Below are 14,524 nucleotides of genomic sequence, written 5' to 3' on the forward strand. Positions count from 1 at the left end.
CCCTTCCCAGGTCGTGCTCGGTCTCGGGACCCGCCGTAAGGCCAAACCCGCTGGTGAGGGGGGTTGCATGGGATCTACCACGCAAGCGCGCAAGAATACCGTCTCGTGGATGCCACCCCGCGCCCGCCCGTGCTGGCGGGGCTACGCCGAACGTACGAGGGCCGGCCGCTGCTCGAATCCGACCTCGCGTCCGAACCCATGGAGCAATTCACCTTCTGGTTCCAGGACGCGCTCGAGTCCGGCCTGCCTGAACCCAACGCCATGGTCCTGGCCACCGCCTCGTCCGGCGGCCGCCCGAGCGCCAGGACTGTCCTGCTGAAGGGCTACGACGAACGCGGTTTCGTCTTCTACACCAACTACGAGTCACGCAAGGGCCGCGACCTGGGCGAGAACCCCCGAGCGTCCCTGCTGTTCCCCTGGCATCCGATCCGCCGCCAGGTACGCATCGAGGGCACTGTGACGCGGATCTCCCACGAGGAGTCGGCCGAGTACTACAACTCGCGCCCGTACGGCTCGCGCATCGGCGCCTGGGCGTCGCGGCAGTCGGCCGTCGTGCGGTCCAGGGAGGAGCTGGACGAGCGCTACACGGAGCTGGCCGAACGCTGGCCGGAGAGTCCACCGGTGCCCGACTTCTGGGGAGGTTTCCGGGTCTATCCGATAGAGATGGAGTTCTGGCAGGGACAACTCGACCGGATGCACGACAGGCTCCGTTATCGGCGGACACGACCCGGTTGGGTCCTGGAAAGACTGGCACCTTAGTGTTCATGGAGTGGCGATCGCGGAGCTGGTCAAGCGTCATCTGGTAGACACCCGGCCACTCGGCGCGCCCGAGTACCGGCGGCTCTGGCTCGGCCAGGCCGTCTCGCACGTCGGCGTCGGGGCGACCGTCGTGGCCGTCGGCCAGCAGGTCTGGGAGCTCACCCACTCCTCGTTCTACGTGGGGCTGCTGGGGATGGCCAACCTGATCCCGCTGATCGTCTTCGGCCTGTGGGGAGGGGCGGTCGCCGACGCCGTGGACCGGCGCAAGCTGCTCATCGTCGGCTCGCTCATCGCGTGGACGGCGACGCTCCTCATCCTCGGGCAGGCGCTGCTCGGCATGAGGAACGTCTACCTGATCTTCGGCGCGGTCGCCCTGAACGCCACCGGCTTCGCGATCACCAGCCCGACCAGGGGTGCGATCATCCCCAGGATCCTGGAGAAGGAGCTGGTGCCCGCCGCGAACGCGCTCAACTCGCTGGTCTTCAGCATCGGAGCGGTCGCGGGTCCGATGATCGGCGCGGTCGTGCTGGCCTCCGGCGGGTTCGCGGCGGCGTACGCGATGGACGCCCTGCTCTTCACCGCGAGCCTCTACGCGGCCCTCAGGCTGCCCTCACTGCCCCCATTGGGCGAAGTGCGACGTCCGGGTGCCGGGGCGGTGCTGGAAGGGCTCAGCTTCATCGTCAGGAGCCCGGTGCTGCTGATGTCGTTCGTCGTGGACATCATCGCGATGGTGTTCGCCCTGCCGCGCGCGCTCTTCCCTGAGCTGACCGCCGACAGGTTCGGCGGCTCGATGTACGCGCTCGGCTGGATGAGCTCCGCCATGGCCATCGGCTCGGTGGCCGGGGCGCTGTTCTCCGGCTGGGTGGGGCGGGTCTCGCGGCAGGGGGTCGCGCTCGTCGTCGTGATCGCCGTCTGGGGCCTGGCCGTGGCCGCCGCCGGGCTGGCGAGCGAGCTCTGGCTGGTGGTGGCGTTCATGGCCGTGGGCGGGGTGGCGGACGTGATCTCGTCGGTGTGGCGGCAGTCCATCCTGCAGCTGTACGCGCCCGACGAGATGCGGGGGCGGCTGCAGGGGGCGTTCATGGTGGTCGTGGCGGGCGGGCCGCGCCTGGGCGACCTGCGGGCCGGTGCGACGGCGACGGAGCTGGGGGTGAGCGGCGCCTGGGTGGGCGGCGGCATCGCCTGCGCCGTCACGGTGCTGCTCGTCGGCCTGTCCGTGCCCGCATTCCGCAATTATCGGGCTCGATAAAGGTCAGAGGTCAGACGACCTGGGCGGCCACCTTCAGGTCGGCCAGGAAGCCCGCGTACGCCTGGTCCCTGTCGGGCGCGCGCAGCACGGCGGACGGGTGCACGGTGGCCACGGCCAGCGCGTCGCCGAGCGGCACCGGCTCGCCCCGGTGGTGCGTCACGCGGAACTCCCGCCCGAGCAGCGCCCTGGCCGCCGTCGCCCCGAGCACCACGATCACCTCCGGCCGCACGAGGGCCAGCTCCGCGTCGAGCCACGGATGACAGGCGTCGATCTCGCCGGCCGTCGGCCTCTGGTGGATCCGCCGCTTTCCGCGAAGGGTGAAGGAGAAATGCTTGACGGCGTTCGTGACGTAAACGTCCTCGCGCTCGATTCCGGCCTCTTCCAGTCCCTTGTCCAGAATGCGCCCGGCCGGGCCCACGAACGGGTGTCCCTGCCGGTCCTCCTGATCTCCGGGCTCCTCGCCCACGAGCATGAACCGGGCCCGCTGCGGACCCTCGCCGAAAACGGTCTGGGTGGCGTTCAGGTAGAGCCCGCAGCCCTGGCAGCAGGCCGCCGCGCGCCGCAGCGAGTCGAGATCGAGCTGGTCGGGAAGGAACTCGGCCGCTCCCTTGTTTCCGTCCTTAACCATCGTCGGTCGTTCTCCCAATAGGGTTCGTGTGACTTCTGTGCCCGCTGCGGACGGGCCCAGTCCCCGCCACGACCGGCGTAATATTTGATTGGGAGGACTGCCTTGACCGCACACGGCCTGATCGACACGACCGAGATGTACCTCCGCACGATTTACGAGCTCGAGGAGGAGGGCATCGTCCCTCTTCGCGCCCGCATCGCGGAGCGGCTGCAGCAGAGCGGCCCCACCGTGAGCCAGACCGTCGCCCGCATGGAGCGTGACGGCCTCGTCCGCGTCGAGGGCGACCGCCACCTGTCCATGACCGATCTGGGCCGCACGCTGGCCACGCGGGTCATGCGCAAGCACCGGCTGGCCGAGTGCCTGCTCACGCAGGTGATCGGCCTTCCCTGGGAAGAGGTGCACATCGAGGCGTGCCGCTGGGAGCACGTCATGTCGGAGTCGGTCGAGGCCCGCCTGGTGACCCTGCTCGACAACCCCACCGTCTGCCCGCACGGAAACCCCATCCCCGGGCTCGCGGAGCTGGGCGCCAAGGAGCCCCCCGAGGGCGGCGCCGGGGTGCTGACATCGATGTCAGACCTGGCGGGGCCGAGGGACACGCCGGTCGTCGTGCGTCGAATTAGCGAACAAGTGCAAAGCGATCCTGCTGTGATGCTTAAACTCAAGCAAGTTGGGATACAACCCGGACGCGAGGTGACGCTCGCGGCGAGCGACGACGGTGTGCGGGTGACAGGTGACGGTGACGCGAACGACACTCCCGCGGAGCTTCCGCGCGATGTCGCCGCGCACGTTTTTGTCTCCAAGCGCTGACGCGCGCGCAGCGGCTTGGTTGAATCCCTCTTGGGAGGCCCTCCACTCTCCCCTGGCCAAGACTGTTGCAGGAGCGCCCGTGGTCCACTTTGCGTGCATGCCACCCCAAGGAGTGGTCTCCGGATGAATCGATGGGGGGATCTGTCACAGGAAACGGCTGATCACCTGGGTGCCGGATCTGTGCTCGATCACGCTGAGATGGCGGTGATCGTCACCGACCGTTTCAGCAATCTCCTCTATTGGAACCCCTTCGCCGAGAAGCTCTTCGGCCGTCAGGGCAAGTCGCCTTCACGTGACGCGTCCGTCCTGTCCCTCGGGATCATGGAGAAGGACCACCCGCTGGCGGTCGAGCTGGCCAAGCACGTGCTCAAGGGCGGCGTGTGGGAGGGCACGTTCGACGTCAGGCGCGGCGACGGGACCATCGTCTACGTACGCGCCCAGGCCGTGCCGCTGCGCCACGCCTCGGGCTCGGTGACGGGCATCGTCATCATGGCGCGCGAGGCGCTGCGCAGCAACGAGCGCGAGAAGGACCGCTTCGGCCTGCTGGAGCGCATCGGCGAGCGGCTGGCCGGCTCGCTCTACGTCGAGGAGACGCTCAAGCGGGTCGCCGAGATGCTGGTGCCCCAGTTCGCCGACCACTGCTTCATCGAGCTGATGGAGGGTGACCGGCTCGTACGCCGGGTCTCCCAGCACGTCCAGGGATGGACGCCGCCGTCGGGCACCTGGAAGCCGCTGGGCGCGGAGATCCGCTACCCCTCCGGCCACTACGCCGACACGGCGCTGCGCCGCCAGGAGACGATCCTGGTCGAGAGCTTCGCCACCAGCAGCTACCCGGCCACCAGCGAGGGCAGCGCCCGCCTGTGCGGCGAGATCGGCATGACCTCCGCCATCGTCGCCCCCCTGCTGGTGCGCGGCGAGACGCTCGGGCTGATGTATCTGGGCCTGTCCAACCTCACCGACCGGCGCAGCCCCCACTACGACGCCTTCGACCGCGACTTCGTCGGCGCCATCGCCACCCGGGTCGCGCTCGCCATCGACAACGCGCTGCTGTTCGAGGAGGAGCGCCACACGGCGGAGTCGTTCCAGAAATACCTGCTGCCCCGCGCGCTGCCGCAGCTCGACGGCCTGCAGATCGCGGTGCGCTACTACCCGGCGGCCCCGCTCGCCTCCCACGGCCAGGGCATCCAGACCCAGGTCGGCGGCGACTGGTACGACGTGATCCCGCTGTCGGCGGGCCGGGTCGGCATCGTGATCGGCGACGTCGAGGGCCGGGGCGCCAAGGCGGCGGCCATCATGGGCCAGCTCAGGGCCGCGCTGCGGGCCTTCGCGCAGGACGACAAGTCGCCGGCCGACATCCTGGCCAGGCTCGACGAGTGGACCCGCATCATCGCCACGCCCGAGCACGACGACAACGGCGCCGAGGTCAGCATCCCGCCCATCGTGACCTGCCAGTACCTGGTCTACGACGCCTGGTCGCGCCAGCTGTCCTTCGCCAACGCGGGCCACGCGCCGCCGCTGCTGCTGGTCGACGGCCAGTGCGTGGAGCTCGACATCGAGGAGGTCGGCCAGCCGCTCGGCGTCCACGCCAAGGGCCTGCACGCCGACCTGGTCTACAAGGAGGAGACGCGCACGCTGCCGCCGGGCGCGGCGCTGCTGCTCTACACCGACGGCCTGGTCGACCGCCGCCCGGGCCGCGACGGCCAGGTGCCGAGCGAGCAAGAGACGCTCGGCGTGCTCTGCGAGAAGCTCGCCAAGATGTCCGGCGCCGAGGTCGAGCGCATCGCCGACACCGCCACGGTGGCCGTGCCCGGCGAGATCGACGACGACATGGCGATCCTGGTCGTCCGCTCCAGCGACGTCGACCTCGACGTCGAGGAGCGCACGTTCCCCGCCCAGCCGATCATGGTGGGCGAGGCGCGCCGGATGGCGTCGGAGGCGTTCTCGAGCTGGAACGTGCCCGAGGAACGGGCCGAGCTGGCCTGCCTGCTCGTCTCCGAGGTCGTGACCAACGTCGTGCTGCACGCCGCCACCGCCACCGTGCCGCGCAGGGAGCTGGTCGTGGAGGGGCCGCCGCTGCCGTTCGACGAGTCCTGGGACGTGCCGGGCTTCGAGGACGAGGTGGTCGGCGACAAGGAGTTCACGCTGAGGCTGCGCAGGGGCGAGGAGTCGGTCTGGGTCGAGGTCTTCGACCAGGACCTGCGCCTGCCGCGCATCCGCAGCGCGGGGGAGAACGACGAGGGCGGGCGCGGCCTCTACCTCGTCGACCAGCTGGCCAGGCGTTGGGGATCGCGTCCTACCAGGGAAGGCAAAGCCGTCTGGTTCGAGATTCCCACTCGCGGGAGATGAGTGATTAGCTGGCCGTATGGAGCTGGCCTTCGAACGACGGGGCACCGGCGCGCCGCTGATCCTCATCCACGGGATCGGCCATCACTGGCAGGCATGGTTGCCGGTGCTGGACCGCCTGGCGGCCGCGCGTACGGTGATCGCGCTCGACCTGCCCGGCTTCGGCAGATCCCCGGGCCTGCCCGAGGGCGTCACCTACACCGCGGAGTCGCTGGCCGACGCGGTCGAGTCGTTCTGCGCGGTGCTCGGCGTGCGCGAGCCGCACGTGGCGGGCAACTCGCTCGGCGGCTACATCGCGCTGGAGCTGGCCTCGCGCGGCGTCGTACGCACGGCCACCGCGCTGTCGCCGGCCGGCTTCTGGTCCCGGCCTGAGCTGCTCTACTGCCAGTCCGTGCTGCGCGCCCTGCGCGCCTCGGCCCGGTCGATCCCCGCAAGGCATACCGCCAAGGTGGCCGAGAACCCGCTGCTGCGGGCCGTCTCGACCGGGATCCTGGTCGCCCACCCCGCCAGGCTCTCCGCCACCGCGCACGTCGCGGCCATGCAGGCGCTGGCCTGGGCGAGCGGCTTCGACGAGACGCTTGAGTCGTTCGCCGGCCTGATGCCGCCCGCCCCGCCGAAGTCGCCCATCACGATCGCGTGGGGCGAGCACGACCGGCTCCTGCTGCGCCGCCAGGCCGTGCGCGCGGCCCGCTGGTCGGGGCAGCGGGTCAAGCTGTTGAAAGGGTGCGGTCACGTGCCCATGAGCGACGACCCCGACCTCGTCGCCCGCGTCATTCTGGAATCCAGCGCCATTTCGTAATTTCTCTGCCCCCCGCCAAAGAGATGGGATAGGTTTCCCCGTATCGAGCGCTCAAGAGGAGCGGCGGTCGATTTCCCGGTATGGCCATATGGCGGAATTCATGGCGGACGACTCCTGGTACCCGTTGTTGCGAGGGTGCCTCCAGAAAACTCATCCTCCCGGGCAGCACGAGCTGCCCGTCATTTTTCTGCTCGGGCTGGCGGGCACCGGGAAGAGCGCGACCCTCACGCAGATCTCGCACAGCGTGCGGAACCCGCCCTCTCCGGCGGTCAACCTGGCGCTCCACCCGGCGCACGGCAGCACCGTCGCCGACGTGATCCAGCGGATCGCCTATGACCTGGCGGCGCTCGACAAGGTGAAGCTGCCCCGCACGATTTTCACGCTGGTGGTGCTCGGTCTCGATCCGAAATTGCCGCGTTCGCAACTCGAAGATCAGCTGCAGCTGCGTCTTCAGCGCAAGGCGCGCATCGATCCCAATGACGCGGCGCAGTGGCGAGATATCGCCTCCTTATTGCCGAACATTGGCATTTGGCTGAAATTTCTGGTTTATGTCGCGGAGTTGCTGGGGCGCCATCTGGACGCCGCCGATCGGGTTCACCGCGTGGCCAGGGCGTGGCTCTCGGAACGGCTCGGCGGTGACGTCCTGAATCTCGTACAGGAGCAGAAGATCGGCGGGGAGCGGGCGGAGGGCGCGCGGGGGATCCTCGTCGAGGCGTTCCTCGAGGACCTCGCGCAGGCGTGGGCGAAGCCGCGCCACGCGCGCAACTGCCTCCTGCTGCTGGACGACGCCGACAGCCCGGCGGGCTGTGCCTTCCTGCAGGCGCTGGTCGCCGCCAGGGCCAGGCGCTCCAGAGCCGGCGCGAGCGCGGATCCCCTGGTGGTCGTGGCCGCGTCGAGGACCTGGCCGAAGGGGATGACGGGCTGGGCGTGCCCGGGGACGCCGGAGGCCCGCCGGCCGCCGCGGCTCGCCGCGGCCACGTACGAGGACTGGGTGGAGCGGCGCGGCGACGCGGAGCAGCGCTGGTGGTATCCCGTGCTCATGCCCGGCCTGCCGACTGGCGGGACCGCGGCGGTTCACGAGCGCGCGGTCCACGAGCTGACCGGGGGCTACCCGTACGCCGCCCGCGAACTGGGCGATCTGCTCGGGAAGGCCGCGGACGACGACGAGTTCCGCGCCATCCTGCACGAGAAGGACGCCCTGCGCCGGCTGATGCCCGACCACCTGCCCCGGCGTGACCTGCTGATGGCCTGGTCGGCGGCCAGGAACGTGGACGACGCCGAGAACGCGCTGCTCGACGGGGCGAGCACCGCCTCGCACCTCCGCCGCGAGCTGGCCGAGCGGCTGTGGCTCACCACGCGGAGCGCCGCGGAGAACCGAGGAGGCGGATGGGAGCGCTCCTCCTCCGGCGGTGAGGAGATCACCGTCCTCCATCCCTGGCTCAGAAGGCTGCTGCTGCACCACCTCGCCGCGGAGCCGGAGCGCTGGGACCAGGTCCACGAGACGATGGAGAGCTTCTACCGCAGGCAGGAGGTGGCCGACGACGCCTCGGCCGCCTATCACACGCTGGCCCGCGTTACGGGCGGGGACGATCCCCGGCTGGAGACCGTCGTGGCGTTCCTGAACGAGAGGTTCGGGCAGCTCGACGTGATCGGCCGCCGCGGCAGTCGCCTGCCGGAGTGGGTTCAGCTCTACGAGCAGGTGACCGCGGCCCCCAACCGCCTGCCCCTGGACCGGCCCTTGGCGGCCTTGTACGACTCACTGGCGGTGAGCTCGGCCGACACGGAACGGCGGGACCGGACGTCCATGATCAGGAAGCTGGTGGTGGCCCGGTGGTTCTGGCTCGATCCCGTCCTCGATCCCCCCGGCCGGCGCGCCACGGAGATCGCGCACGAGTTCAGGCAGCTGGCGGGCCTCACGACGACCGGCGGGTCGATCCTCAACCGAGAGGCCGAGAGGTATGAGCGACATCCCTGACAGCCTCCAGATCGGGCCCGCTCCCATCTACGTCAAGCGTCGCCGCCGGCAGTGGACCGTGCGCGTCGCCCTCGTCGCCGTGCTCGTCGCGACGGGCCTCACCTTCGTCTTCCGCGCGCCGTCCAGGCTCACCGACGCGAGCGACGCCTTCGACCCGAGCCTGGCCGGCATCATGGAGCGCATCCACGCGGAGAACGACGACGTGATCTCGAAGCATCCGGGTGAGTACGTCACGATCCTGGTGCTGCTCCCGATGTCGGGCGATGTGACCGAGACGGGGATGGGCCTCGACACCATCCGGCATGCCCTCCAGGGGTCACATCTGGCGCAACTGTGGCGCAACAGGGAGCAGTCCGCGGCGCCGTACATCAGGCTGCTCGTCGGCAACATCAGCTCGGACGCGTGGGAGGACACGGTCACGGACCTGGAGAGCCGCGTCCAGAGCGAGCGCATCCTCGCCGTCACCGGGCTCGGGAACAGCGTCGAAGCCACCAAGCGCGTGATCGACCGGCTCAGCAAGGGCAAGATCGCGATGGTCGCGGCCGTGATCACCTCGGACGAACTGCAGCGTCACGAGGCACTGGTACGGATGGCGCCGCTGAACAGCGACGAGGCGGCGGCTCTCGTGCGCTTCGCCGGGCAGGCCGTTCCCGCGCTCAAGCCGGTCGTCGTCATGGACACCAAATCCGGCGACAGCTACAGCCGGACGCTGGGCGAGGCCTACGACAAGACCCTCGCCCGCGTCGTCGACGCCAAGAGGCGCGGCCGGGCGCTGACGTTCGACTCGACGGTCAACGCCTCCAGCACGGTCATCGGGAACATCGCGGACACGATCTGCGGTTCCGACGCCAACGCCGTCTTCTACGCCGGTCGCGCCCGAGGCCTGCCCGCGCTGTTACGCGGTCTCAGCCTGTCGCGCCCCTGCGTGCAGCGCGACATCAGCGTCTTCGCCGGGGACGACACCAGCGAGCAGGCCCACCTCGTCAAGAGCCCCATCTGGGAGGACAACGGCGGCAGGATCCGGCTGTACTACACCGCCCTGGCCCATTCCGCGAACGTCACCGACCACGGCAGCCGCGTCCTGCCCGCGATCAAGGCGAGGTTCGGGAACGGGGACGAGAAGGGGTACGTACGGCTGTTCCCCACGGAATCGCTCGACGACGGCCACGCGATCATGAACCACGACGCCGTGTACGTCGCGATCAAGGCCATCGACAGGTACGCGAAGGACGATCTGGCGAAGCTCGGGCCGCAGGAGGTGGCGGCCATGCTGCGCAGCGGCACCATCGACGTTCAGGGTGCCAGCGGCGACATCACGATCGACCGCGACGGCAATCCGCTCAGGCGGGAGATCCCCGTCCTGCGGCTCACCCCTTACGGCGCCACCGTCTTCGCCGCGTGGTCGTCCCCCGAGCCGGCGGGGGACACGCGTCAGTGATCGAGGTTGGCCGACATGCGGCGGAGCACGTCGACGGTGGCCGCGTACTCCTGCGGGCTCACGCCTTCGAGCACCTGTTGCCGGAATCGGCCGACGTTCTCGGAGATCTCGCCGTGCGCGGCCCTCCCGGCCTCGGTGAGCTCGCCGTCCGCCAGCCAGCCCCTGGCGGTGAGCCGCTCCACGGCCTCGTCCACGCCGGTGAACGGCCCGGTGAACGGCCCGGTGAACGGCATGGTGTACGTGCTTTCGTGGGCCGCTCGGTTGAGCACCTGCCACTCCCGGCGGGTGGTGGGCTGGAGCGCCTGCTCCATGGCGTCTTCCAGCAGGTTGTCGAGATGCTTCAGCCAGTGGCCGATGGGTTTGTCCATAGATGTAGAATAACAACAATATGTATGAAGACAAGTATATTTCCGCGGTCGAGCGGGCGATGGTCGCGATCAGGCGGCGGCAGAGCCGGCGGGTGCTGGCGCGGCAGCAGGGCGCCGTGGGGCCGGAGTACGAGGTGCTCGACGTGATCGAGGGCGCCGGCGGGTCCGTCACCGTGTCCACGGTCGCGCAGGCGCTCAGCGTCGATCAGCCGAGGGCCAGCCGGCTGGTGGCGGCGGCCGTGGCGGCGGGCCTCGTCAGGCGGGAGGCCGACCAGGCCGACGGGCGCAAGGCGTGGCTGGTGCTGACCGAGGCCGGGCAGGCGGCGCTGGAGCAGGCCCACCGGGCCAGGCAGGCGGCGTTCGCGGCGGTCATGGAGGAGTGGCCGGAGGAGGACCGGGCGGAGTTCGCCCGGCTGCTCACCCGCTTCGTGGAGGGAATGCCCGGTTAGATCTTGGTCTGGCCCCAGAGGAGGAGCATGACGATGATGAACACGATCATCACGCCGCCGTAGGCCACCGGCCCCAGGCGGATCGCCCGGCGCACGCGGTTGAGGCCCCAGGCGAACAGCAACGCCAGGAAAGCCAGGAGGATCAGGCCGCCGTCCATGCTCTCCAGTATGCGGTGCGGACCGCCTTCCCGTGGGGTCAGAACCCGAAGGACCGGCCGATGATCTCCTTCATGATCTCGGTGGTGCCGCCGTAGATCGTCTGCACCCGGCTGTCGATCCACGCCTTGGCGACCGGGTACTCCATCATGTAGCCGTACCCGCCGTGGAGCTGGAGGCAGCGGTCGATGACCTTGTTCTGCAGCTCGGTGGTCCACCACTTGGCCTTGGCCGCGTCCACCGCGTCGAGCTGCCCGGCGTTGAGCGCCAGGATGCACTTGTCCACGTAGTGGCGGGCGATCTCGGTCTCGGTGGCCAGCTCCGCCAGCACGAACCGGGTGTTCTGGAACGAGCCGATGCTCCGCCCGAAGGCCTGCCGGGTCTTGCAGTACTCGATGGTCTCCTCCAGCACGGCCTCCGCCGCGGCCACCGCCGCCACGGCGATCGACAGGCGCTCCTGCGGGAGGTTGTTCATGAGCTGGAAGAAGCCCTCGCCGTCGCGCGGGCCCAGGCGGTTGGCGACGGGCACGCGTACGTTCTCGAAGAACAGTTCGGCCGTGTCCTGGGCCTTCATCCCGATCTTCTCGAGATTGCGCCCCCGCTCGAACCCCTCCATGCCGCGCTCGACCACGATCAGCGTGGTCCCCCTGGCGCCCGCGTCGGGGTCGGTCTTGGCCACCACGACGACCAGATCCGCGTTGATCCCGTTCGTGATGAACGTCTTCTGCCCGTTGACCAGGTAGTGGTCACCCTCGCGGAGGGCCGTGGTCCTGATCCCCTGCAGATCGCTGCCGGCCCCGGGCTCGCTCATCGCGATCGCGCTGATCAGCTCGCCGCTCGCGAAGCCGGGCAGCCACCGCTGCTTCTGCTCGTCGTTGGTCAGATCCACGAGGTACGGCGCCATGACGTCGTTGTGCAACGAGAACCCGAGCCCGGAGGCGCCGTTCCGGAGGATCTCCTCGACGATCACGGCGTTGTAGCGGAAGTCCGTGACCCCGGCCCCGCCGTACTCCTCGGGCACCGAGAACCCGAACATTCCCAGCTCCCCGGCCTTCTTCCAGACCTCGCGCGGGACGATGCCGTCCTTCTCCCACTGGGCGTGGTGCGGCACGACCTCCCGGGCCATGAACTCGCGCACGGTCTCGCGGAAGAGCAGGTGCTCCTCGTCGAAGAGGTCTCGCCGCATTATGGTCCTCCCGAACAGGGTTCTGTTACTGGCAGGTATACCCCCTTTTCCCGGTGCGGCGGATACCTGTGGACACGGCTTCATCACAAGTGCTGGACGTTGCCGCGATCGGCATGTGTTGGGGGTGTTTTCGACTCTAAGATCTACCCTCGGTCTATTTGTGGCGTGATCGGAGTCTCCCGTGAGTCGGTGGCGCAAGGCGTTGATCGCCGCATCGGTCGGATCGGTGGCGGCTTTAGCAGTCGTGGTATTGCCGGGTACGCCGGCCGCCGCCGCGCCGGCCGACCTCGTGGTCGAGTACGACTGCGTGGCGTCCGGCCCCAACAGCATCGTCAGGCACGGTCCCGTCCGCCTGAAGACCAACCTCACCTTCGCCACGGACCTGGCCGTCGGAGACCCGCTCAACTTCACCTGGAAGCTCCACTACGCCAACGACAGCCGGCTGCAGTCGCCCGGCTACTTCCCCGAGGGCGGCCAGGTGCACGGCACCGGCAATGTGCAGCTCACCAGCAGCTGGCAGGGCATCCTGCAGCCCAAGGGCAGCGCCGACCCCGAGGGTCCGCTCCGCCCCGACGGCCACCTGTCCCTCCCCGAGACCATGAACGACCCCGGCCTGACCGACAAGCCGGGCACCATCACGGTCACGCCCAAGGACATCGAGCTGGACTTCACCCCGCCGGACGGCAGCGTGGTGGTCAACGACGGCGACGACGCCGACAACCCCTCCGACATGGGGATCGTCTACAGCAGCGGCTGGATCTCCCTGGACGACCGTCCCGGCTCCGAGAACCACGTGCACAACGACCTGCACCAGACCGACCAGATCGGCGCGTCCGCCGAGCTGACCTTCATCGGGACCGGCGTGGAGTACATCGGGCCGACCGACAAGGACGCGGGCCCGGTCGACATCTACATCGACGGCAACAAGCGGGCCACGGTCGACCCCTCCCGCTCCGACGACGACGTGCCGGTCAACGACGACATGGACGGCGGGCAGACGCTGTGGACGTCCGCGCCGCTCGCGTACGGCCAGCACAAGATCAGGATCGAGAACGCCGCGAACAAGCCGGCCTGGCTGGACGCCTTCCGCGTGACCACCAACACGTCCAAGACCCCCACCGGTTACCACGGCGCGAAGTGCAATCTGGTCAGCTCGCCGGTGTCGGTCGTGGTGACCGTACGGGACAAGTCGGGCCCCACCGGCACGCAGTCGCCGCCCGTCAGCCCGTCCGTCAGCAACAGCCCCACTAACACCTCGACGACGAACCCGACCAACCCGACGCCCACCGGGACCCACACCACCCCCAACAACCGGACCACCGACATCGGCCTCGGGCGGGTGATCGTGGTCCCCAGTGCCACCGGTACCAGCTCGGCCACGGCCACGCCCAAGGCCACCGGGCCGACCGCGACCAAGTACTACCGGGCGCAGGTCGCCAACACCCCCAAGGGCGGCGTGGACAGCGGTGAGGCGCCGGATCGCGAGGACAGACCGTACGGGCTGATGGCCGCGCTGGTGATCGGCGGCGCGGGCGGCGGATTGCTGCTGCGCCGGCGCAGGGCCGCGCACGCGGGAGGAGCGCTCTGATGACCGAGCAGACACCGATGCAGCGGGCGTTGCCCGGATTGCTGATCGCCGGCTCGCTGGGCGGCGTCGGCCTGGTCATGGTGAGCATGCTCTCGCTGTGGCCCACCACCCCCGACGACGCCTCGGGCTCGTTGGCGGCGGCGCAGGACACGCCGACGCAGGTGGAGGTGGCGAACGCGGGCGCGTTCGTGCTCCCGCCCACCGTGGGCCCCGGCGGCAAGGGCATCCCCCTGACCCCGGCCCGCCTGGACGCGCCGCCTCCGCTCCCGGCGGTCCCGGTCGTGTCCCCGATCCCCTCGACCAAGGCCAAGTCCACCCGGTCCAGGCCGACCCGCATCAAGATCCCCAAGATCAAGGTGAACGCGCCCATCGGGGCCGTCACGGTGGACAGCAAGGGCAAGCTCGGCACCCCGCCCCTGACCAAGCCCAACCAGACGGGCTGGTACAAGGGCTCCCCGGTGCCCGGCGAGCTCGGCCCCTCGGTCATCAACGGCCACGTGAGCACCCGCAAGGGCCCCGCCGTCTTCGACCGCCTCCGGGAGCTGGCCAAGGGTGACCAGATCTACGTGTACCGGTCGGACGGCAAGGTCACGCGGTTCACGGTGAGCGGGATCGAGCAGGCGAGCAAGGCGTCGTTCCCGACGTCGCGGGTGTACGGGAACACGACCAACGCTCAGTTGCGGCTCGTCACGTGCGGTGGGGTCTTCAACAAGACGGCGCACAGTTACACGGACAACATCGTCGTATACGCGACGTTGTCCAAGAAGAAGGGCTAGGGTTTT

14 protein-coding genes are annotated in these 14,524 nt (G+C 69.5%); 10 read left to right on the forward strand and 4 right to left on the reverse strand.

Going from position 1 to position 14,524, the window contains the following annotated elements:
- Positions 1 to 105 precede the first annotated feature (105 nt).
- Together pdxH and ACWDX9_RS14915 are read left to right on the forward strand one after the other, a co-directional pair.
- Positions 106 to 759 (forward strand): pyridoxamine 5'-phosphate oxidase, encoded by a 654-nt coding sequence (gene pdxH / locus ACWDX9_RS14910; RefSeq protein WP_449953569.1) that lies wholly within the window; start codon positions 106 to 108, stop codon positions 757 to 759.
- Positions 760 to 769: 10 nt separating this feature from the next.
- A complete protein-coding gene (locus ACWDX9_RS14915) occupies positions 770 to 2,005 on the forward strand; it encodes an MFS transporter (protein WP_449953572.1) in 1,236 nt (411 codons plus the stop codon).
- A gap of 10 nt (positions 2,006 to 2,015) precedes the next feature.
- Here ACWDX9_RS14915 and ACWDX9_RS14920 read toward each other — a convergent pair whose 3' ends face one another.
- Positions 2,016 to 2,633, reverse strand: coding sequence for a UdgX family uracil-DNA binding protein (locus ACWDX9_RS14920; RefSeq protein ID WP_449953574.1), 618 nt, complete (start codon positions 2,631 to 2,633; stop codon positions 2,016 to 2,018).
- A gap of 102 nt (positions 2,634 to 2,735) precedes the next feature.
- Between ACWDX9_RS14920 and ACWDX9_RS14925 the strand changes: the two genes are divergently transcribed.
- The 5 genes from ACWDX9_RS14925 to ACWDX9_RS14945 all read left to right on the forward strand — a co-directional run bounded on the left by ACWDX9_RS14925 (position 2,736) and on the right by ACWDX9_RS14945 (position 9,995).
- Complete coding sequence (locus tag ACWDX9_RS14925) at positions 2,736 to 3,440, forward strand: metal-dependent transcriptional regulator (RefSeq protein WP_185070520.1); 705 nt, start codon at positions 2,736 to 2,738, stop codon at positions 3,438 to 3,440.
- A 123-nt stretch (positions 3,441 to 3,563) separates the two neighbouring features.
- Positions 3,564 to 5,786, forward strand: coding sequence for an ATP-binding SpoIIE family protein phosphatase (locus ACWDX9_RS14930; RefSeq protein WP_350733363.1), 2,223 nt, complete (start codon positions 3,564 to 3,566; stop codon positions 5,784 to 5,786).
- 16 nt (positions 5,787 to 5,802) lie between these two features.
- Positions 5,803 to 6,582 carry an alpha/beta fold hydrolase gene (locus tag ACWDX9_RS14935; protein WP_449953577.1) on the forward strand — a complete coding sequence of 260 codons (780 nt, stop codon included), beginning with the start codon at positions 5,803 to 5,805 and terminating at the stop codon, positions 6,580 to 6,582.
- An 88-nt stretch (positions 6,583 to 6,670) separates the two neighbouring features.
- Positions 6,671 to 8,557 carry a hypothetical protein gene (locus ACWDX9_RS14940; RefSeq protein WP_449953580.1) on the forward strand — a complete coding sequence of 629 codons (1,887 nt, stop codon included), beginning with the start codon at positions 6,671 to 6,673 and terminating at the stop codon, positions 8,555 to 8,557.
- On the forward strand, positions 8,541 to 9,995 hold the full coding sequence (locus ACWDX9_RS14945) for a hypothetical protein (RefSeq protein ID WP_449953582.1): 1,455 nt from the start codon (positions 8,541 to 8,543) through the stop codon (positions 9,993 to 9,995). The genes ACWDX9_RS14940 and ACWDX9_RS14945 overlap by 17 nt, the downstream gene beginning before the upstream one ends.
- Here ACWDX9_RS14945 and ACWDX9_RS14950 read toward each other — a convergent pair.
- Positions 9,989 to 10,363, reverse strand: a complete 375-nt coding sequence (locus ACWDX9_RS14950) for a helix-turn-helix domain-containing protein (protein WP_449953585.1) — start codon at positions 10,361 to 10,363, stop codon at positions 9,989 to 9,991. The genes ACWDX9_RS14945 and ACWDX9_RS14950 overlap by 7 nt on opposite strands.
- Positions 10,364 to 10,383: 20 nt before the next feature.
- Here ACWDX9_RS14950 and ACWDX9_RS14955 point away from each other — a divergent pair, with 20 nt between their 5' ends.
- On the forward strand, positions 10,384 to 10,812 hold the full coding sequence (locus ACWDX9_RS14955; RefSeq protein WP_449953587.1) for a MarR family winged helix-turn-helix transcriptional regulator: 429 nt from the start codon (positions 10,384 to 10,386) through the stop codon (positions 10,810 to 10,812).
- On the opposite strand, the gene ACWDX9_RS14960 is transcribed toward ACWDX9_RS14955, so the two are convergent.
- Positions 10,809 to 10,970: a hypothetical protein gene (locus tag ACWDX9_RS14960; RefSeq protein WP_397278986.1), complete on the reverse strand. Its 162-nt coding sequence runs from the start codon at positions 10,968 to 10,970 to the stop codon at positions 10,809 to 10,811. The genes ACWDX9_RS14955 and ACWDX9_RS14960 overlap by 4 nt on opposite strands.
- 38 nt (positions 10,971 to 11,008) lie before the next feature.
- On the reverse strand, positions 11,009 to 12,154 hold the full coding sequence (locus tag ACWDX9_RS14965) for an acyl-CoA dehydrogenase family protein (RefSeq protein WP_350733374.1): 1,146 nt from the start codon (positions 12,152 to 12,154) through the stop codon (positions 11,009 to 11,011).
- Between the two features lie 181 nt (positions 12,155 to 12,335).
- Between ACWDX9_RS14965 and ACWDX9_RS14970 the strand changes: the two genes are divergently transcribed.
- On the forward strand, positions 12,336 to 13,742 hold the full coding sequence (locus tag ACWDX9_RS14970) for a hypothetical protein (RefSeq protein ID WP_449953591.1): 1,407 nt from the start codon (positions 12,336 to 12,338) through the stop codon (positions 13,740 to 13,742).
- Positions 13,742 to 14,518, forward strand: a complete 777-nt coding sequence (locus ACWDX9_RS14975; RefSeq protein WP_449953594.1) for a class F sortase — start codon at positions 13,742 to 13,744, stop codon at positions 14,516 to 14,518. Before ACWDX9_RS14970 ends, ACWDX9_RS14975 begins: the two co-directional genes overlap by 1 nt.
- The last annotated feature ends 6 nt before the right edge of the window (positions 14,519 to 14,524 follow it).

This window comes from Nonomuraea sp. NPDC003201 (assembly GCF_053590415.1).

Coding starts and splice junctions, on each gene's coding strand:
- ACWDX9_RS14920 (WP_449953574.1), bottom strand. CDS start 2,633: ATGGTTAAGGACGGAAACAAGGGAGCGGCCGAGTTCCTTCCCGACCAG.
- ACWDX9_RS14930 (WP_350733363.1), top strand. CDS start 3,564: ATGAATCGATGGGGGGATCTGTCACAGGAAACGGCTGATCACCTGGGT.
- ACWDX9_RS14935 (WP_449953577.1), top strand. CDS start 5,803: ATGGAGCTGGCCTTCGAACGACGGGGCACCGGCGCGCCGCTGATCCTC.
- ACWDX9_RS14940 (WP_449953580.1), top strand. CDS start 6,671: ATGGCGGAATTCATGGCGGACGACTCCTGGTACCCGTTGTTGCGAGGG.
- ACWDX9_RS14945 (WP_449953582.1), top strand. CDS start 8,541: ATGAGCGACATCCCTGACAGCCTCCAGATCGGGCCCGCTCCCATCTAC.
- ACWDX9_RS14950 (WP_449953585.1), bottom strand. CDS start 10,363: ATGGACAAACCCATCGGCCACTGGCTGAAGCATCTCGACAACCTGCTG.
- ACWDX9_RS14955 (WP_449953587.1), top strand. CDS start 10,384: ATGTATGAAGACAAGTATATTTCCGCGGTCGAGCGGGCGATGGTCGCG.
- ACWDX9_RS14960 (WP_397278986.1), bottom strand. CDS start 10,970: ATGGACGGCGGCCTGATCCTCCTGGCTTTCCTGGCGTTGCTGTTCGCC.
- ACWDX9_RS14965 (WP_350733374.1), bottom strand. CDS start 12,154: ATGCGGCGAGACCTCTTCGACGAGGAGCACCTGCTCTTCCGCGAGACC.
- ACWDX9_RS14975 (WP_449953594.1), top strand. CDS start 13,742: ATGACCGAGCAGACACCGATGCAGCGGGCGTTGCCCGGATTGCTGATC.